At 72.4% G+C, this 18157-nt stretch carries 23 protein-coding genes; 2 read left to right on the top strand and 21 right to left on the bottom strand.

The features are described 5' to 3' along the window. Nucleotides 1-247 precede the first annotated feature (247 nt). From lgt to hisI, 11 genes are all read right to left on the bottom strand, one after another. Entirely contained in the window at nt 248-1306 is a 1059-nt protein-coding gene (gene lgt, locus IF655_RS28680) for a prolipoprotein diacylglyceryl transferase (RefSeq protein ID WP_199588057.1), read from the bottom strand. 85 nt (nt 1307-1391) lie between these two features. Next, nucleotides 1392-2168: a thioredoxin domain-containing protein gene (locus IF655_RS28675; RefSeq protein ID WP_199588056.1), complete on the bottom strand. Its 777-nt coding sequence runs from the start codon at nt 2166-2168 to the stop codon at nt 1392-1394. A 98-nt stretch (nt 2169-2266) separates the two neighbouring features. Continuing rightward, nucleotides 2267-3085: a tryptophan synthase subunit alpha gene (gene trpA, locus IF655_RS28670; protein WP_199588055.1), complete on the bottom strand. Its 819-nt coding sequence runs from the start codon at nt 3083-3085 to the stop codon at nt 2267-2269. Then, nucleotides 3082-4365, bottom strand: a complete 1284-nt coding sequence (trpB, locus tag IF655_RS28665) for a tryptophan synthase subunit beta (RefSeq protein ID WP_199588054.1) — start codon at nt 4363-4365, stop codon at nt 3082-3084. Before trpB ends, trpA begins: the two co-directional genes overlap by 4 nt. Before the next feature lie 78 nt (nt 4366-4443). After that, nucleotides 4444-4671 (bottom strand): tryptophan biosynthesis modulator TrpM, encoded by a 228-nt coding sequence (gene trpM, locus IF655_RS28660; RefSeq protein WP_199588053.1) that lies wholly within the window; start codon nt 4669-4671, stop codon nt 4444-4446. Between the two features lie 21 nt (nt 4672-4692). Next, complete coding sequence (trpC, locus tag IF655_RS28655; RefSeq protein WP_199588052.1) at nt 4693-5502, bottom strand: indole-3-glycerol phosphate synthase TrpC; 810 nt, start codon at nt 5500-5502, stop codon at nt 4693-4695. Between the two features lie 150 nt (nt 5503-5652). Then, complete coding sequence (locus IF655_RS28650; RefSeq protein WP_374100415.1) at nt 5653-6105, bottom strand: DUF2752 domain-containing protein; 453 nt, start codon at nt 6103-6105, stop codon at nt 5653-5655. A gap of 139 nt (nt 6106-6244) precedes the next feature. Continuing rightward, a complete protein-coding gene (locus IF655_RS28645) occupies nt 6245-6502 on the bottom strand; it encodes an HGxxPAAW family protein (RefSeq protein WP_199588051.1) in 258 nt (85 codons plus the stop codon). Nucleotides 6503-6661: 159 nt separating this feature from the next. Further along, entirely contained in the window at nt 6662-7300 is a 639-nt protein-coding gene (locus IF655_RS28640; RefSeq protein WP_199588050.1) for a TIGR02234 family membrane protein, read from the bottom strand. Between the two features lie 50 nt (nt 7301-7350). Beyond that, nucleotides 7351-8832, bottom strand: coding sequence for an anthranilate synthase component I (locus IF655_RS28635; protein ID WP_199588060.1), 1482 nt, complete (start codon nt 8830-8832; stop codon nt 7351-7353). 14 nt (nt 8833-8846) lie between these two features. Beyond that, on the bottom strand, nt 8847-9227 hold the full coding sequence (gene hisI, locus IF655_RS28630) for a phosphoribosyl-AMP cyclohydrolase (RefSeq protein WP_199588049.1): 381 nt from the start codon (nt 9225-9227) through the stop codon (nt 8847-8849). Between the two features lie 82 nt (nt 9228-9309). Here hisI and IF655_RS28625 point away from each other — a divergent pair, with 82 nt between their 5' ends. Beyond that, a complete protein-coding gene (locus IF655_RS28625) occupies nt 9310-9945 on the top strand; it encodes a TIGR03085 family metal-binding protein (RefSeq protein WP_199588048.1) in 636 nt (211 codons plus the stop codon). 17 nt (nt 9946-9962) lie between these two features. Further along, complete coding sequence (locus IF655_RS28620; protein WP_199588047.1) at nt 9963-10361, top strand: VOC family protein; 399 nt, start codon at nt 9963-9965, stop codon at nt 10359-10361. 27 nt (nt 10362-10388) lie between these two features. Here IF655_RS28620 and IF655_RS28615 read toward each other — a convergent pair whose 3' ends face one another. The 10 genes from IF655_RS28615 to hisD form a co-directional block, all read right to left on the bottom strand. After that, complete coding sequence (locus IF655_RS28615) at nt 10389-11741, bottom strand: MFS transporter (protein ID WP_242488973.1); 1353 nt, start codon at nt 11739-11741, stop codon at nt 10389-10391. A gap of 13 nt (nt 11742-11754) precedes the next feature. Then, nucleotides 11755-12342: a helix-turn-helix domain-containing protein gene (locus IF655_RS28610; protein WP_199588046.1), complete on the bottom strand. Its 588-nt coding sequence runs from the start codon at nt 12340-12342 to the stop codon at nt 11755-11757. Between the two features lie 85 nt (nt 12343-12427). Beyond that, nucleotides 12428-13183, bottom strand: coding sequence for an imidazole glycerol phosphate synthase subunit HisF (hisF, locus tag IF655_RS28605; RefSeq protein ID WP_199588045.1), 756 nt, complete (start codon nt 13181-13183; stop codon nt 12428-12430). After that, nucleotides 13180-13575 carry a RidA family protein gene (locus IF655_RS28600; protein WP_199588044.1) on the bottom strand — a complete coding sequence of 132 codons (396 nt, stop codon included), beginning with the start codon at nt 13573-13575 and terminating at the stop codon, nt 13180-13182. Before IF655_RS28600 ends, hisF begins: the two co-directional genes overlap by 4 nt. After that, nucleotides 13572-14297, bottom strand: coding sequence for a bifunctional 1-(5-phosphoribosyl)-5-((5-phosphoribosylamino)methylideneamino)imidazole-4-carboxamide isomerase/phosphoribosylanthranilate isomerase PriA (gene priA, locus IF655_RS28595; protein ID WP_199588043.1), 726 nt, complete (start codon nt 14295-14297; stop codon nt 13572-13574). The genes IF655_RS28600 and priA overlap by 4 nt, the downstream gene beginning before the upstream one ends. Before the next feature lie 4 nt (nt 14298-14301). After that, complete coding sequence (gene hisH, locus IF655_RS28590) at nt 14302-14949, bottom strand: imidazole glycerol phosphate synthase subunit HisH (RefSeq protein ID WP_199588042.1); 648 nt, start codon at nt 14947-14949, stop codon at nt 14302-14304. Beyond that, complete coding sequence (locus IF655_RS28585; RefSeq protein ID WP_018545636.1) at nt 14940-15104, bottom strand: hypothetical protein; 165 nt, start codon at nt 15102-15104, stop codon at nt 14940-14942. The genes hisH and IF655_RS28585 overlap by 10 nt, the downstream gene beginning before the upstream one ends. A 3-nt stretch (nt 15105-15107) precedes the next feature. Next, nucleotides 15108-15701: an imidazoleglycerol-phosphate dehydratase HisB gene (gene hisB / locus IF655_RS28580; RefSeq protein ID WP_026248532.1), complete on the bottom strand. Its 594-nt coding sequence runs from the start codon at nt 15699-15701 to the stop codon at nt 15108-15110. After that, nucleotides 15698-16804 carry a histidinol-phosphate transaminase gene (locus tag IF655_RS28575; RefSeq protein WP_199588041.1) on the bottom strand — a complete coding sequence of 369 codons (1107 nt, stop codon included), beginning with the start codon at nt 16802-16804 and terminating at the stop codon, nt 15698-15700. Before IF655_RS28575 ends, hisB begins: the two co-directional genes overlap by 4 nt. Next, nucleotides 16801-18126, bottom strand: a complete 1326-nt coding sequence (gene hisD / locus IF655_RS28570) for a histidinol dehydrogenase (RefSeq protein ID WP_199588040.1) — start codon at nt 18124-18126, stop codon at nt 16801-16803. Before hisD ends, IF655_RS28575 begins: the two co-directional genes overlap by 4 nt. Nucleotides 18127-18157 lie beyond the last annotated feature (31 nt).

Raw genomic sequence — 18157 nt, 5'->3', positions numbered from 1 at the left:
GGCCAGGTGCGGCAGTGCCCGGCACCACCGCAACAGCCCCCCCGCCCGGGCGCCGCCCCCCCCCCGCCCCCCCCCCCCCCCCCCCCCCCCCCCCCCCCCCCCCCCCCCCCCCCCCGCGCGGCCCGGGGGGGGGCGGGGGGGGGGGGCGGGGGCCGGGGGGCCCGGGGGGGGGGGGGGGTGGGGGGCCCCCCCCGGGGGGGGGGGCGCGGGGGAACCCCGGGGGCCCCCTCCGCGTGCCTGGTGCGCGTCAGCCCTTCTTGGCCTCGGCGGTGTCCTTGGCCATGTCGACCTTGGGCGCCGCGTCGGCGGTGTCCTCGGACTCGGCCTTCTCGGACTGCTCGGACGGCTCGGACTTGGCCACGCCGTCCTCGGGCTTCGCCTCGCCCTTGCCTGTGCCGACGCCCTTGCCCTTCTCCTTGCCCTCCGGCTTGTCGCCCTCGGGCGCGTCGTCCTTCGCCTCGACCGCCTCGGCGCCCTCGGCGTCCTCCGCGGCGCCCGCCTCCACGACCGGCTCACGCCCCGGACGCGTCCGCGCCGAGAGGATCATGTACGTCACCGCGAGCAGGAAGACGATCAGCGCGGTCCAGTCGTTGAGCCGCAGACCCAGGATGTGGTGGGCGTCGTCCACCCGCATGTACTCGATCCAGCCGCGGCCCACGCAGTAGGCGGCGACGTACAGCGCGAAGGCGCGACCGTGGCCCAGCTTGAAGCGGCGGTCGGCCCAGATGACCAGGAAGCCGACGCCGACGCACCACAGCGACTCGTACAGGAAGGTCGGGTGGTAGTAGCCCGGCACCCGGCCGCCCTCGGAGGAGGTGATGTGCAGGGCCCAGGGCAGATGGGTCTCGCGGCCGTACAGTTCCTGGTTGAACCAGTTGCCCCAGCGACCGATGGCCTGCGCGAAGGCGATGCCGGGAGCGACGGCGTCGGCGTAGGCGGGCATCGCGACGCCCCGGCGGCGGGCGCCGATCCAGGCACCGAGCGCGCCGAGCGCGATCGCGCCCCAGATGCCCAGGCCGCCCTCCCAGACCTTGAAGGCGTCCACCCAGTTCCGGCCCGGGCTGAAGTACAGCTCGTAGTCCGTGATCACGTGGTAGAGCCGTCCGCCGACCAGGCCGAAGGGCACCGCCCACACGGCGATGTCGGCGACCGTGCCGGCGCGACCGCCCCGGGCGACCCAGCGCTTGTTGCCGAGCCAGACGGCGACGAAGACGCCGATGATGATGCAGAAGGCGTAACCGCGCAGCGGAATGGGGCCGAGGTACAGCACCCCGCGCGACGGGCTGGGAATGTAGGCAATATCCATGGCAGGGTCGACGCTACCGTGCCGGGCCGCGCGGAGGCCGGGCGACCGGGCTACGGCTCCATAACGGGCAGGTGAGAAACGTGGCTCACCCTCGGTCGTTGGCCTCCACCATCTGCTTGAGCTTCTCCGGGGTCATGGACTGGTCCTGGTAGATGTTCTTGCCGTCGAACAGGACGGTGGGCGTCCCGCCGAACTTGCCCGCCTCGAACGCCTTGTGCGAGCGGTTGACCCAACTGTTGTGCGTGCCGTCCTTCACACAGGAGCGGAACGCCGGGGTGTCCAGCCCCTTGACCTTGCCCGCGAGCTGGATCAGCTTGTCGTCGCTCGCGAAGGCGTCGTCCGACTCCTCGGGCTGGTTGGCGTAGAGCACGTCGTGGTAGTCGCGGAACTTGCCCGCGTCCTGCGCGCAGGCGGCGGCGTTGGCCGCGCGCAGGGAGCCGCTGCCGCCGAGGTTGCCGTCGATCAGACGGACCAGGTGGTAGTCGACGCGGAGCTTGCCCGCGTCCGTCAGTTCGTGCAGCACCGGGCGGTACCGCGTCTCGAACGCCTGGCAGGCGGGGCAGCGGAAGTCCTCCCAGACGGTGAGCGTCGACTTGGCGCCGTCCTTGCCGACCGGGATCGCGAGGCTGTCCTTGCCCTGGGCACCGGAGGGGGCCACGACCGGACCCGCGTCCTTGCTGGTCTTGTCCTTGCCCGCGTTGGCGGCGATGACGCCGATCACCGCGGCGAGGCCGAGGACGCACACCACGCTCGCGCCCACGATCAGTGCCCGGCGCCGCTTCTCCGCGGACTTCTGCTTCTCGCGCTCCGCCGCCATCTTCTGCCGGGCACTGCGCTTTCCGTCACGGTTCTTCTCGCTCACACCCCCAGAACGAACCGGGGAGGCGCATTGCGCCTCCCCGGCCGTAGGTCCACCCGTTCGAGTGACCGTGGGGTTGTCGTGCCCGTGGGGGCGACGGCTCAGACCGTGCCGCGCACGCCCTTCGCCAGGTCGGCGGCGAGCGCACGGACCGCCTCGACGCCCGCCGCCTCGTCCGGGGCGTCCAGCATCCGCTTGACGAAGGCCGAGCCGACGATCACGCCGTCGGCGAAGCCCGCCACCTCGGCGGCCTGGGCCGCGTTGGAGACGCCGAGCCCGACGCAGACGGGCAGGTCGCCGTTGGTCGCGCGGGTGCGCTCCACCAGGTCCTGGGCCTGCGCGCCGACCGACTCGCGGGTGCCGGTGACGCCCATCAGCGAGGCGGCGTAGACGAAGCCGCTGCCCGCCGCGGTGATCCGGGCGAGCCGCTCGTCCTTGCTGCTCGGGGCGACCACGAAGACGGTCGCGAGACCGTGCTTGTCGGCGTGCTCGCGCCACAGCGCGGACTCCTGGACCGGCAGGTCGGGCAGGATGCAGCCCGCGCCGCCCGCCTCGGCCAGCTCGGCGGTGAACCGCTCGACGCCGTAGCGGTCGATGGGGTTCCAGTACGTCATGATCAGCACCGGCTTGCCGGTGGCCGCGTGCGCCTCGCGGACCGTGCGCATCACGTCCGCGATCTTCACGCCGCCGCGCAGCGCGATGTCGTCGGCGGTCTGGATGACCGGACCGTCCAGGACCGGGTCGCTGTGCGGCAGCCCGACCTCGACGACGTCGGCGCCGCCGTCGAAGGCCGCCTTGATCGCCTCGATGCCGCCGTCCACGGTCGGGAACCCGGCCGGGAGGTAGGCGATGAGCGCGGCGCGGTCCTCGGCCCTGGCGGCGGCGAGGGTGTCCGACAGAAGCTGTACGTTCCCGCTCACTTGGCGTCCCCCTCGATCTCGGCGGTGTCGGTCTGGTCGGCGGCCACCTCGGCGTCGGTGTCGTAGAGGCCGAAGTAGCGGGCGGCGGTGTCCATGTCCTTGTCGCCGCGCCCGGAGAGGTTGACGACGATCAGCCCGTCCGGGCCCAGCTCCTTGCCGACCTCCAGGGCACCGGCGAGCGCGTGGGCGCTCTCGATGGCCGGGATGATGCCCTCGGTGCGCGAGAGCAGCCGCAGCGCCTGCATCGCCTCGTCGTCGGTGACCGCGCGGTACTCGCCGCGCCCGGAGTCCTTCAGGAAGGCGTGCTCCGGACCGATGCCCGGGTAGTCGAGACCCGCCGAGATGGAGTACGGCTCGGTGATCTGGCCCTCCTCGTCCTGGAGGACGTAGGAGCGGGAGCCGTGCAGGATGCCGGGCTCGCCCTCGGTGAGGGTGGCCGCGTGCTCGCCGGTCTCCACGCCGTGTCCGGCGGGCTCGCAGCCGATGAGGCGTACGTCCGTGTCGGGGATGAAGGCGTGGAAGAGGCCGATGGCGTTGGAGCCGCCGCCGACGCAGGCGATGGCGGCGTCGGGCAGGCGTCCCGCCTGCTCCAGGATCTGGCGGCGTGCCTCGACGCCGATGACGCGGTGGAAGTCGCGGACCATCGCCGGGAAGGGGTGCGGTCCCGCGACGGTGCCGAACAGGTAGTGGGTGTGGTCGACGTTGGCGACCCAGTCGCGGAACGCCTCGTTGATGGCGTCCTTCAGGGTGCGGCTGCCGGACTTCACGGCGACGACCTCGGCGCCGAGCATGCGCATCCGGGCCACGTTGAGTGCCTGGCGCTCGGTGTCGATCTCGCCCATGTAGATGGTGCAGTCGAGACCGAACAGGGCGCAGGCGGTGGCGGTGGCGACGCCGTGCTGTCCGGCGCCGGTCTCCGCGATGACACGGGTCTTGCCCATGCGCTTGGTGAGCAGGGCCTGGCCGAGCACGTTGTTGATCTTGTGCGAGCCGGTGTGGTTGAGGTCCTCGCGCTTGAGGAACACGCGGGCGCCACCGGCGTGTTCGGCGAACCTGGGGACCTCGGTCAGGGAGCTGGGGCGGCCGGTGTAGTGGACCATGAGGTCGTCCAGTTCGCGGGCGAACTCCGGGTCCTGCTTGGCCTTCTCGTACTCGACGGCGACCTCGTCCACGGCGGCGACGAGTGCCTCCGGGATGAACTTGCCGCCGAAGGCGCCGAAGTATCCCTCGGCGGTGGGGACTTGACCCTCCGGGTCAGGGAAGAAGTAGTTGCTGGGCATGCCAGTACCTCACGGTGAGTGCGTGTGAAAAGACACTATTCGCCGTGGGGGCGGGGATTCGTTGTTGGCTGCGGACCGTTAGTGGCTGGTCGCGCCCACGCGGCGGAGCCGCATGATCGATCGGAGCCCCGCGCCCCTACAGGTCGGCTGTCGCCATCGCATGCCGTTGATCTGGCCGGGCTCGGCGCCGATGTGGTACCTGACCCTGCGGCCGTGGACCCTGCGGGCCGGGGCGCGGCAGCCCCTCGGGCGGCAGCCGCGCGCGAGGCGCGCGTGCCGGTCCACGGTGGTCAGGGTCTTGTTCATCGGTGTCAGCCTACCGGGTGGTCAGCCCCGGCCGTGGCGCAGCGCGGGGTGCTCGCCCGCCGCCACCAGGTCGGCCACCGCGGTCTTGGGGTCGCGGCCCGTGACCAGGGACTCGCCGACCAGGACGGCGTCGGCACCGGCGTTGGCGTAGGCGATGAGGTCGTGGGGACCGCGGACGCCGGACTCGGCGATCTTGACGAGCTCGTCGGGGATCTCCGGGGCGACGCGCTCGAAGGTGTTGCGGTCGACCTCGAGGGTCTTGAGGTTGCGGGCGTTGACGCCGATGATCCGGGCGCCCGCGTCCACGGCGCGCTCCACCTCGTCCTCGTCGTGCACCTCGACCAGCGGGGTGAGACCGATGGAGACGGCGCGCTCGATCAGGGACTCCAGAGCGGGCTGCTCCAGGGCGGCCACGATCAGCAGCGCGAGGTCGGCACCGTAGGCGCGCGCCTCCCAGAGCTGGTACGAGGTGACGATGAAGTCCTTGCGCAGCACCGGGATGTCCACGCGGGCGCGGACCGCCTCCAGGTCGGCCAGCGAGCCGCCGAAGCGGCGCTGCTCGGTGAGGACGGAGATGACGGAGGCACCGCCCGCCTCGTAGTCGGCGGCGAGTCCCGCCGGGTCCGCGATGGCGGCCAGCGCGCCCTTGGAGGGGCTGGAGCGCTTGACCTCGCAGATGACCTTGACGCCGTCGCCCTTGAGCGCGGCCACCCCGTCCTTGGCGGCGGGAGCCTTGGCGGCACGCTCCTTGAGCTCGTCGAGGCTGACGCGTGCCTGGCGCTCCGCGAGGTCGGCCCGGACTCCGTCGATGATCTCGTCGAGCACACTCACGCGAGCGGCCCCCTTCCAGACGGTCGTGAAGATCAGGCGGTTAAGCCTGCGGGGTTCGAAAACCCGTGGTCACTGCGATGGTATCCGCAGGAGGTGCCTGACTTCGCATCCGGTGCGCGGCGGTCCCATTACCTGGACATTCGTAGTTGATCAAGGATGCAACCAGCCACCGAACGGCAGGTTCCGGACGACGGTGAACGCCAGCAGAGCGCCCCCGCCCACCCACAGCACGGCGGGCGCGACGTCGATCCGCAGCGGCTTCCCGCGTGCCGCCCGGACGGCCCACACGGTCCACAGCACGGCGAAGGCGGCGTAGGCGACCACCCCGAACGCGTTGTCGCGCAGCGCGCCCAGGAGGTCGCCGTGAACGAAGGCGTGCGCACTGCGCAGCCCCCCGCAGCCGGGGCAGTACAGCCCGGTGAGCGCGTACAGCGGGCAGACCGGGTAGTGCCCGGGCTGATTCGGGTCCACGGCACCGACGTAGCCGAACGCCCCGGCCACGGCCACGAGCGCCCCGACGGGCGCGGCGAGCCGCCGCCACAGGGGGGCGGGGGCGGCGGAGGGGCGCGGGCGACCGGGAGCGGCCGGGATGTCGGCGTTCACGCTGGCATTGTGCCGCGCGGGGTGCGCGGGCGCGCGGGACGGGGAGCCACCCGCGCGGGACGGTCCCGGGCACGCGCGAGGGGCGGCCCGGCACGTCGTGGTGCCTGGGCCGCCCCTCGGGTGCGGTGTGCCGGGGCGGTCAGCTCTCGGCGGTGACCGGCTCGCGGGTCGTGGTGGCGGTCAGGTGGGTGATCTGGCCGCTGCCCTTGGGCTGGCCGAGACCCATCGAGCGCATGATCATGCCGACGACACCGCCGAGGACCACGATCACCAGACCGGCCCAGAAGCCGAGCGGCTGGGCCATCACCGTGAAGGCGCCCGCGACGCAGAAACCGATGAAGGCGATGATGACACCGGTCCAGGCGGCCGGGGTGTGACCGTGGCTGCTGCCCGCCATGACTTGCTCCTAGCTGCTGTGTACGTGACGTACGTTTTTGAAGGCCGCCGGTCGGTACGGGCCGGACGCCCGGTGCCCATTGTCCCGCACGCGGGCGGGCGTCCGACGCGGGGGTCGAGTCTGGTTGGCCACACTGGTCGGCCACACCCCCTGCGGGGGTCAGCCGCCGGTGGGGTCCTCGCCCCGGTCCAGTGCCTTCCACATCTCCTCGGGGCGCTCGGGGTCGACCGAGCGCGCGGTGCGCCGGGGGCGCTGCGTGCCGCGCTCGTAGCGCCCGGACATCGCGGGCCACAGGCGGCCGTAGCGCAGGGCGAGCACCCCGGCGAGCAGGATCAGCACGCCGCCGACGGCGGCGACGTAGGGCCAGCCGGTGTGGGTGAGGGCGGCGACGGTGGCCGAGGTGTCGCCGGTGGTCTGGGCGGCCTTCTCGTCCAGCGCGGAGCCGTCGGAGGCTCCGGCGAGGGCGGCGGCGACGATGCCCGCGCCGGAGAGCGCGAGCAGCCCGGCGACGGCGAGGCGTCCGGCCCGGCGGACCGCGAAGACGGCGACCAGCGCGGCCAGACCCACGATGGCGAGCGCCGCCGGGACTCCGGTGACGTCGCTGCCCCTGGCGGTCAGCGGGAAGGTGCCGCCGGCCACCGTCGCGGTGCCCTCGGACCAGCGCTGCCGGGTCGCGAGCAGCGCCACGGCGGCGCCGAGCGCGCCGAACAGCAGGGCCGCGGCGAGGCTGCGCCGGCTGGAGCGGGCGGGCGCGGCGGCTTCGGTACGGGGGTGAGGTACGGCAGTCACGTACTCCACTATCGCCTGAACCCCGGGCGATCATGCACCCGGGGTTCACCGGAAAGGCGTCAGACGGTGCCGAGCCGGTTGGCGGTGTGGACGGCGCGGAGCACCGCGGCTGCCTTGTTGCGGCACTCCTGGTCCTCCGCGACCGGGTCGGAGTCCGCGACGATCCCGGCTCCGGCCTGCACGTACGCCGTGCCGTCGCGCAGCAGGGCGGTGCGGATGGCGATGGCGGTGTCGGAGTCGCCCGCGAAGTCGAGGTAGCCGACGCAGCCGCCGTACAGACCGCGCCGGGAGGGCTCGAGTTCGTCGATGATCTGCATCGCGCGGGGCTTGGGGGCGCCGGAGAGGGTGCCCGCCGGGAAGCACGCGGTGAGCACGTCGAAGGCGGTGCGCCCGCCGGATACCTTGCCGGTGACCGTGGAGACGATGTGCATCACGTGGGAGTAGCGCTCGATCGACATGAAGTCGACGACCTCCACCGAGCCGGGTTCGCAGACCCGCCCGAGGTCGTTGCGCCCGAGGTCGACCAGCATCAGGTGCTCGGCGCGCTCCTTGGGGTCGGCCATCAGCTCGTCGGCGAGCGCCTGGTCCTCCTGCGGGGTGGCGCCCCGGTGCCGGGTGCCCGCGATGGGGTGCACCAGGGCGCGCCCGTCCTCGACCTTGACCAGCGCCTCGGGCGAGGAGCCGACCACGTCGAACCCGTCGAAGCGGAACAGGTACATGTACGGGGACGGGTTGGTGGCCCGCAGCACCCGGTACACGTCCAGGGCGCTCGCGGTGCAGGGCGTCTCGAAGCGCTGGGAGGGGACGACCTGGAACGCCTCGCCCGCGCGGATGCGTTCCTTGACGTCCTCCACGGCTTCCTGGAAGTCGGGACCGCCCCACAGCGCGGTGTACTCGGGCAGCTCGGAGGGCGGCAGCACGGCCGGGGGCTGGGCGACCGGGCGGGCGAGGTCCGCCTCCATGGCGTCGAGCCGGGCGACCGCGTCGGCGTACGCCTCGTCCACGCCGGTGTCGAGGTCGTTGTGGTTGATCGCGTTGGCGATCAGCAGGACCGAGCCCTCCCAGTGGTCCATCACCGCGAGGTCGCTGGTCAGGAGCATGGTCAGCTCGGGGAGCTTCAGGTCGTCGCGCTCGCCGGGTCCGATCTTCTCCAGGCGGCGGACGATGTCGTAGCCGAGGTAGCCGACCATGCCTCCGGTGAAGGGCGGCAGACCCTCCTGGTGCGGGGTGTGCAGTGCCTGGAGGGTGGCGCGCAGGGCGGCGAGCGGGTCGCCGTCGGTGGGGACGCCGACCGGCGGGGTGCCGAGCCAGTGCGCCTCGCCGTCGCGCGTGGTGAGGGTGCCCGCCGAGCGGACGCCGACGAAGGAGTAGCGCGACCAGGAGCGTCCGTTCTCGGCGGACTCCAGCAGGAAGGTGCCGGGGCGTTCGGCGGCGAGCTTGCGGTAGAGGGCGACGGGGGTGTCGCCGTCGGCGAGGAGCTTGCGGGTGACGGGGATGACGCGCCGGTCGGCGGCGAGCTTGCGGAAGGTGTCGAGGTCCATGGCGGTGGGGGTGCTCACTGCTCCTCCCCCTTCAGCAGCACGTCGGCGTCGAAGCAGGTGCGGTCGCCGGTGTGGCAGGCGGCGTCCGTCTGGTCGACCTTGACCAGCAGGGTGTCGGCGTCGCAGTCCAGCGCGACGGACTTCACGAGCTGGACGTGCCCTGAGGTGTCGCCCTTGACCCAGTACTCCTGGCGGCTGCGGGACCAGTACGTGCAGCGGCCGGTGGTCAGGGTGCGGTGCAGCGCCTCGTCGTCCATCCAGCCGAGCATCAGTACCTCGCCGGTGTCGTACTGCTGGGCGATGGCGGGCACGAGTCCGTCGCGGTCGCGCTTGAGGCGGGCGGCGATCTCCGGGTCGAGGCCGCTGGGGCGTGGGCTGCCGGTCGTACGGGTCATGGGTGCCATTGTGCCGTGCGGGGCGGCGCGTCACGGTCCGTGTCCGCTGCGCGGTCCTTCCGTATGGTCGTAGGCTGAGCCCATGTCGACCTTCGCCAAGCGTGAACGGCTGTTGCTCGCCGACCTCTTGGAAACCGCAGGACCGGAAGCCCCGACGCTGTGCGAGGGCTGGACGACGCGGGAGCTGGCCGCCCATGTGGTGGTGCGCGAGCGGCGCCCGGACGCGGTCGCCGGCCAGTTCGTGAAGCAGCTCGCGCCCCGTCTGGACCGGGTGATGGAGGAGTACTCCGCCAAGCCGTACTCCGAGCTGATCCAGCTCATCCGGACGGGTCCGCCGAAGCTCTCGCCGTTCTCCGTGAAGCAGGTGGACGAGGCGTCGAACACGGTGGAGTTCTTCGTCCACGCCGAGGACGTGCGCCGCGCCCAGTCCGACTGGAGCCCGCGCGAGCTGGACCCGGTGTTCCAGGACACCCTGTGGTCGCGCCTGGAGCGCACGGCCCGGCTCGCCGGGCGCAAGGCGCCGACCGGGCTGGTGCTGCGCCGCCCGGACGGGCAGACGGTGGTGGCGCACAAGGGCGCGCCGGTGGTGACGGTGACCGGGGAGCCCGCCGAGCTGCTGATGTTCGTCTTCGGACGGCAGGACGCGGCCAAGGTGGTCCTGGACGGCGACCCGGACGCCATCGCCAAGCTGCACGAGTCGCGGCAGCTCGGCATCTGAGACCCGGACCCGCCGCCGTGATCAAGGTCGCGATGACCGGGGTGTACGTCGACGACGTCGAGCGGGCGCACGCCTTCTACACGGAGGTGCTGGGTTTCGAGACGCGGCTGCACGTGGACCTCGGCGAGGGCGCGCTGTTCGTGACGGTGGGGGCGCCGGACGGTGCCCAGCCGGACCTCCAGTTGCTCCTGGAGCCCGGCGGCGGTCCGATCGCGGAGCCGTACCGTGCGGCGCTGTACGAGGCGGGACTGCCGTGCATCGTCTTCGCGGTGGACGACCTGTTCGCGGAGTACGAGCGGCTGCGCGGTCTCGGGGTGCGCTTCCCGCACCCCCCGACCGTCCAGGGTCCGATGCTGGCGGCGGTCCTGGACGACACGGTGGGCAATCTGATCCAGCTCACCCAGCCGATCCCCTGACCGGGCGGCGGGGCGGTCCGGCGCGGGTCAGCGGGGCAGCTCGGCGCGGCGCAGCGCGGGGAAGGCGAGGACGACGACTCCGCCGAGTCCGCAGACGGCGGCGCTGACGGCGTACACCGGTCCGGTGCCCCAGGCGCCGATCGCGGCGGCGGCGAACGGCATGCTCAGCGGGGCGATGCCGAGGCTGACCAGGCTGGCGACGGAGGTGACCCGGCCGAGGTAGGCGGGGTCGCCCTGGGTCTGCAGCAGCGCCCCGCACAGGGCTCCGCTGAGTCCCGCGAGCAGTCCGATGAGCAGGGCGATGCCGACGGCGGCGGGCAGCGCGGACGCCTGACCCAGCGCCCCGACGGCGACGGCACCGGCCACGCAGGCGCTCCCCGTGACCAGTCCGGCGCGGGGCAGCCTCCCTCGCACGGCGAGCAGCATCGAGACGGCGCCCGCCCCGACCCCGAACCCGGCGAGCACCCAGCCCATCCCGGAGGCTCCCCAGCCGCGCCGGTCGGCCAGCAGGGTCAGCCCGATGTTCAGCGGTCCGACGAATCCGAGGTCGCCGAGCGCGATGGCCAGCACGAGCGGGCCGAGGACACGGTGGCGGCGGATGTAGGCGAGCCCGGCGCGCAGGTCGTGCCAGGCGGCGGCGCCGGTCCGGCGGGCGGTCTCGGGCGCCTTCGGCGGGGGCGGTCCGAGCGGCACGGTGGCCACGGCTTCCCCCGCCGCCGCCTCCGCGTCCTCGACCTCGGTGGCTACGGCGTCCGGGTGCGCTGTGGCCGTGCCGGACAGCCCCCGTATCCGTACGGAGACCAGCAGCGGCACCGATATCGCGATGAGCGCCCCGGCCAGACCGAAGGCTGCCGCCGCGCCGCCCGCCGCGATGCCGATGCCGCCGAGCGGGGCGCCGACGACGGAGGCGAAGCGGTTCGCGAGCCCGCGCATCCCCTGGACCCGGGTGAGCTGGTCCCGGGCGGTGATCCTGGCCGGGAGGGCGCCCACGGCCGGGACGAACACGGCGTCGACGGCGCCGAACAGCAGCGCCAGCGCGGCCAGCGGCCACAGTCCGGGACGGGCGAGGAACAGCAGCGCGGCCACCGCGAGGACGGCGGCGCAGCGCACGGTGTCGCTGCCGATGACGACCCGGCGCGGTCCGAACCGGTCGGCCACCACTCCGCCGCCCAGCATCAGCACGGCACGCGGCAGCGCGCTGACGGACACCACGATCCCCGCCTCCGCGGGGCTCCCGGCGCGCACTGCGGCCCAGGACAGAGCGAGGTAGAAGACGTTGTCCCCGACCATGGAGGAGGCGTAGGCACCGAGCCAGCGCAGGACGTTGGGGTCGCGGTGGGCGGGGCGGTCCGCGACGGGCGGGGCGGTGACGGTGGTCAAGTCGGTGTCCTTCTCAGACGCGGAACGGGAAGCCGTACACGTACAGCGCGACGTTCTCGCGCCCTTCGGTGTCGCCGGACGCCTCGGCCGCCCTGCCCTTCTCGTCGTACTTCCTGACGACCTCGGTCAGCTCCTCGCGGAGCCGCTCCAGTTCGGGAGCGGTGAGGCGCATCAGGGCTTCGCTGTCGCCGGAGGCGGCGGCCCATTCGGCGGACCAGGTCGGGCGTTCGTCGAGGTGGCGCCGGTAGAGGTCGGCTCGCTGCTCGTGGAAGAGGCGGGCGGCGGCGAGGTGCGCCGCGGCCTTGGCGGGCTCGCCGCGGAAGTCCTCGTCCCGGATGCTCACGCCGTCCGACGACGGCTGCCACCAGCGTTCGCGGGCGTCACCGGTCTGCGGCTCCGCCTGCTCGATCAGGCCGTGCTCGGCGAGCTTGCGCAGGTGATAGCTGACCAGGGACACGGCCTCGTCCACGTGCTCGGCGAGCCGGGACGCGGTGGCGACGTTCTCCACGCACAGCAGCCGGTACAGGTCGGCTCGCAGCGGGTGCGCGAGCGCCTTGAGGGTGCCCACGTCGGTGATGCGCCGGTTCTCCTTGCTTGCCATGAGCACGACTGTAGATGCGAAAGGAAACTTGCACAATAAATCTTGCGCAACTTTCCTTTCGCATCTGCCGAAGCCCAGCGCAGCGTCACCGCACGGGGTGCCCCGCCTCCCGCAGCGTCCGCTTCACGTCCCCGATCCGCAGGTCCCCGAAGTGGAAGACCGATGCCGCGAGGACCGCGTCCGCACCCGCCTCGACGGCAGGGGCGAAGTGGGACAGCGCCCCCGCGCCGCCCGAGGCGATCACCGGGACGGAGACGTGCTTGCGGACGGCGGCCAGCATCTCGATGTCGTAGCCGTCCTTCGTGCCGTCCGCGTCCATCGAGTTGAGCAGGATCTCGCCCGCGCCCAGCTCGGCGGCCCGGTGCGCCCACTCGACCGCGTCGATGCCGGTGCCCTGGCGACCGCCGTGCGTGGTGACCTCGAAGGAGCCGGACGGTGTACGGCGGGCGTCCACCGAGAGGACCAGCACCTGGCGTCCGAACCGCTCCGCGATCTCGCGGATGAGGTCGGGGCGGGTGATGGCGGCGGTGTTGACGCCCACCTTGTCCGCGCCCGCGCGCAGCAGCTTGTCCACGTCCTCGGCGGTGCGGACGCCGCCGCCCACGGTGAGCGGGATGAAGACCTGCTCGGCGGTGCGGCGCACGACGTCGTAGGTGGTCTCCCGGTTGCCGGAGGAGGCGGTGATGTCCAGGAAGGTCAGCTCGTCGGCGCCCTCGGCGTCGTAGACCTTCGCCATCTCCACCGGGTCGCCCGCGTCGCGCAGGTTCTGGAAGTTGACGCCCTTGACGACCCGCCCGTTGTCCACGTCCAGGCAGGGGATCACGCGTACGGCCAGGCTCATGCGGACACTCCTCGGAACGCCTCCACCTCGACCTCGACGACCAGGCTGGGGTCCACGAGACCGGAAACGATGATCATGGATGCGGCGGGCCGGACGGAGTCGAACAGCTCCTTGTGGGCGCGTCCCACATCGTCCACGTCCCGTGCATGGGTGATGTACATACGGGTGCGCACCACATCGTCGCGCCCGAGACCCACCTGCTTCAGCGCACCGAGCGCCACGTTGAAGGCGTTGACGGCCTGCTCGTACGGACCGCCCCCGGCGATCTGCCCGTCCACGATGGAGGTGCAGCCCGAGACCAGCACCAGTCCGTTCGGCAGCTCCACCGCGCGGGAGTAGCCGAACTGCTCCTCCCAGGGCGCGCCGGTGTTCACACGGCGTACGTCGCTCACCGGTCCACCGCCGCGAGCGCCTTTTCCAGGGTGAACGCCTTGGCGTAGAGCGCCTTGCCGACGATGGAGCCCTCGACGCCGAGCGGCACGAGGTCGGCGATGGCGCGCAGGTCGTCCAGCGAGGAGACGCCGCCGGAGGCGACGACCGGGCGGTCGGTGACCGCGCAGACGTTCCTCAGCAGCTCCAGGTTGGGACCCTGGAGGGTGCCGTCCTTGGCGATGTCGGTGACGACGTAGCGGGCGCAGCCCTCGCGGTCCAGGCGGGCGAGCGTCTCGTAGAGGTCGCCGCCGTCGCGGGTCCAGCCCCGGCCGCGCAGGGTGGTGCCGCGTACGTCCAGACCGACCGCGATCTTGTCACCGTGCTCGGCGATGACCTTGGCGACCCACTCGGGGGTCTCCAGGGCGGCGGTGCCGAGGTTGACGCGGGTGCAGCCGGTGGCGAGGGCGGCGGCGAGGGTGTCGTCGTCGCGGATGCCGCCGGACAGCTCCACCTTGATGTCCATCGCCTGCGCGACCTCGGCGATCAGGGACCGGTTGTCCCCGGTGCCGAACGCGGCGTCCAGGTCGACCAGATGCAGCCACTCCGCGCCCGCGCGCTGCCAGGCGAGGGCGGCCTCCAGCGGGGAGCCGTAGGAGGTCTCGGTGCCGGACTCGCCGTGCACGAGGCGTACGGCCTGGCCGTCGCGGACGTCGACGGCGGGGAGCAGTTCGAGCTTGGCCATGGTCTTAGAGGGTTCCGATCCAGTTGGTGAGGAGCTGGGCACCGGCGTCGCCGGACTTCTCGGGGTGGAACTGGGTGGCGGACAGGGCGCCGTTCTCCACGGCGGCCACGAAGGGACCGCCGTAGGTCGACCAGGTCACCGCGGGCGGGGTCATGGCCGCGTTGAGCTGCTCGAACTCCCAGTCCTGCACGGCGTAGGAGTGCACGAAGTAGAAGCGGTCCTCGGGGTCGAGCCCCGCGAAGAGCCGCGAGTCGGCGGGCGCGTCGACGGTGTTCCAGCCCATGTGCGGGACGACCTCGGCCTTGAGCGGACCGACCGTGCCGGGCCACTCGTCCAGACCGTCGGTCTCCACGCCGTGCTCGATGCCGCGGGCGAAGAGGATCTGCATGCCGACGCAGATGCCGAGCACCGGGCGGCCACCGGCCAGGCGCCGGTCGACGACCCAGTCGCCGCGCGCCGCGCGCAGGCCCTCCATGCAGGCGGCGAACGCGCCGACGCCGGGCACCAGCAGCCCGTCGGCGTTCATCGCCTTGTCGAAGTCACGGGTGATCTCGACGTCGGCGCCGACGCGCGCCAGCGCGCGCTCGGCGGAGCGGACGTTGCCGAAGCCGTAGTCGAAGACCACGACCTTCTTCGCGTCGCTCAACTCCACACCCCCAGCCGCATGACGCCCGCGACCAGGCACATGGCCGCGCCGATGGAGACCAGCACGATCAGGCTGGTGGGCATCTTCTGCTTGACGAAGGAGATGATGCCGCCGACCAGGAACAGTCCGACGACGATCAGCAGGGTGGACAGACCGGTCATGGGTTACAGCGCGCCCTTCGTGGAGGGGAGGATGCCGGCCGCGCGCGGGTCGCGCTCGCTGGCGTAGCGCAGGGCACGGGCGAGCGCCTTGAACTGGCACTCCACGATGTGGTGCGCGTTGCGCCCGTAGGGCACGTGGACGTGCAGCGCGATCTGTGCCTGGGCGACGAAGGACTCCAGGATGTGCCGGGTCATCGTGGTGTCGTACTCGCCGATCATCGGCGCCATCTTCTCGGGCTCGGTGTGCACGAGGTAGGGGCGTCCGGAGAGGTCGACGGTGACCTGGGCGAGGGACTCGTCCAGCGGGACCGTGCAGTTGCCGAAGCGGTAGATGCCCACCTTGTCGCCGAGCGCCTGCTTGAAGGCGGCACCCAGCGCGAGGGCGGTGTCCTCGATGGTGTGGTGGGTGTCGATGTGCAGGTCGCCGTCGGTCTTCACGGTGAGGTCGAACAGACCGTGGCGGCCGAGCTGGTCGAGCATGTGGTCGTAGAAGCCGACGCCGGTGGCGATGTCGGTCTTGCCGGTGCCGTCGAGGTCGATCTCGACGAGGACCGAGGTCTCCTTGGTGGTGCGCTGCACGCGGCCTGTGCGGCTCATGCGTCTAGCTCCTTCTTCAAGTCCCGTACCGCGTCGAGGAACGCGTCGTTCTCTTCGGGGGTGCCGGCCGACACCCGCAGCCGTCCGGGGACGCCGTTGTCCCGGACGAGGACGCCGTGGTCGAGGATGCGGCGCCACGCCGCCTGGGTGTCCGTGAAGCGGCCGAACTGCACGAAGTTGGCGTCGGACTCGGTCACGTCGTAACCGATGGCGCGCAGTTCGGTGACCAGGCGGTCCCGCTCGGTCTTGAGCTGCTCGACATAGCCGAGCAGGGTGTCGGTGTGCTCCAGGGCGGCGAGCGCGGTCGCCTGGGTGACGGCGCTCAGGTGGTAGGGCAGCCGCACCAACTGGACGGCGTCCACCACGGCGGGGTCGGCGGCCAGATAGCCGAGCCGCAGCCCGGCGGCGCCGAACGCCTTGGACATGGTCCGCGAGATCACGAGGTTCGGGCGGCCCTTCAGCAGCGGCAGCAGCGAGTCGCCGTGGCTGAACTCGATGTACGCCTCGTCCACGACCACCATGGACGGCTTCGCCGCCTGCGCCGCGTCGTACAGCGCGAGGACCGTCTCGGGCGGGACCGCGTTGCCCGTGGGGTTGTTGGGGGTGGTGATGAAGACGACGTCGGGCTTGTGCTCGGCGATGGCGCGCTCGGCGGCGGGCAGGTCGATGGTGAAGTCCGCGCCGCGCGGTCCGGAGATCCAGCCGGTGCCGGTGCCGCGCGCGATGAGCGCGTGCATCGAGTACGACGGCTCGAAGCCGATCGCGGTGCGACCGGGTCCGCCGAAGGTCTGCAGCAGTTGCTGGATGACCTCGTTGGAGCCGTTGGCCGCCCAGACGTTCTCGGTGCCGAGGGCGTAATGGCCGGTCTTGGTCAGGTACTTGGCGAGTTCGGTGCGCAACTGGACCGCGTCCCGGTCGGGGTAGCGGTTCAGGTTCCGGGCTGCCTCGCGCACCCGCTCCGCGATCCGCTCGACGAGCGGTTCGGGCAGCGGGTAGGGGTTCTCGTTGGTGTTCAGCCGGACGGGGACGTCCAACTGGGGCGCGCCGTAGGGGGACTTGCCGCGCAGCTCGTCCCGTACGGGGAGATCGTCGATGCCGGTCACTTGGTCGTCGGTACCTTCCACCCGAACCTCGCCTTGACCGCCGCGCCGTGCGCGGGCAGGTCCTCCGCCTCCGCGAGCGTCACCACGTGGTGGGCGACCTCGGCGAGGGCGTCCTTCGTGTAGTCCACGATGTGGATGCCCCGCAGGAAGGACTGCACGGACAGACCGGAGGAGTGGCAGGCGCAGCCGCCGGTGGGCAGCACGTGGTTGGACCCGGCGGCGTAGTCCCCGAGGGAGACGGGCGCCCAGGGGCCGATGAAGACCGCGCCCGCGTTGCGCACGCGGTCGGCGACGGCGGCGGCGTCGCGGGTCTGGATCTCCAGGTGCTCGGCGCCGTACGCGTCGACGACCCGCAGCCCCTCCTCGACGCCGTCCACGAGGACGATCGCGGACTGCTGCCCGTTGAGCGCGGGCACGATCCGGTCGTCGATGTGCTTGGTGGCGGCGACCTGCGTCTTCAGCTCCGCCTCGACCGCGTCGGCGAGCGCGACCGAGTCGGTGACCAGGACGGCGGCGGCCAGCGGGTCGTGCTCGGCCTGGCTGATCAGGTCGGCGGCGACGTGCACCGGGTCGGCGGTGTCGTCGGCGAGGACCGCGATCTCGGTCGGACCCGCCTCGGCGTCGATGCCGATCTTTCCGGTGAAGAAGCGCTTGGCGGCGGCGACCCAGATGTTGCCGGGGCCGGTGACCATGTTGGCGGGCGCGCAGGACTCGGTGCCGTAGGCGAACATCGCGACGGCGGTGGCGCCGCCCGCCGCGTACACCTCGTCCACGCCGAGCAGGGCGCAGGCGGCGAGGATCGTCGGGTGCGGGAGTCCGCCGAATTCCGCCTGCGCGGGCGAGGCGAGCGCGATGGACTCGACCCCGGCTTCCTGCGCGGGCACCACGTTCATGATCACGGAGGAGGGGTAGACCGAGCGTCCGCCGGGCGCGTAGAGCCCGACCCGGTCGACGGGCACCCACTTCTCGGTCACGGTGCCGCCGGGCACGACCTGGGTGGTGTGGTCGGTGCGGCGCTGGGCGCGGTGGACCATGCGGGCGCGGCGGATGGACTCCTCCAGGGCGGCGCGCACGGCGGGGTCGAGGGCGTCGAGCGCGTCGGTGAGCGCCTGGGCGGGGACACGGACGGATTCCAGCCGTACTCCGTCGAACCTCTCGGCGAAGTCGATCAGTGCCGCGTCGCCACGATGATGCACGGCCTCGCAGATCGGACGCACCTTCTCCAGGGCGGCCGAGACGTCGAAGTCGGCTCGGGGCAGCAGGTCGCGCAGGGCGGGACCCTCGGGGAGGGCGTCGCCGCGCAGATCGATTCGGGAGATCACAGTCCCAATTCTCTCAGACCGCCGCAGCGGG

Source organism: Streptomyces sp. DSM 110735 (assembly GCF_016482685.1).
Taxonomy (GTDB): Bacteria; Actinomycetota; Actinomycetes; order Streptomycetales; family Streptomycetaceae; genus Streptomyces.
Note: the sequence above shows the minus strand (reverse complement) of the source record. Positions and strands in the feature narration are given on the sequence as shown.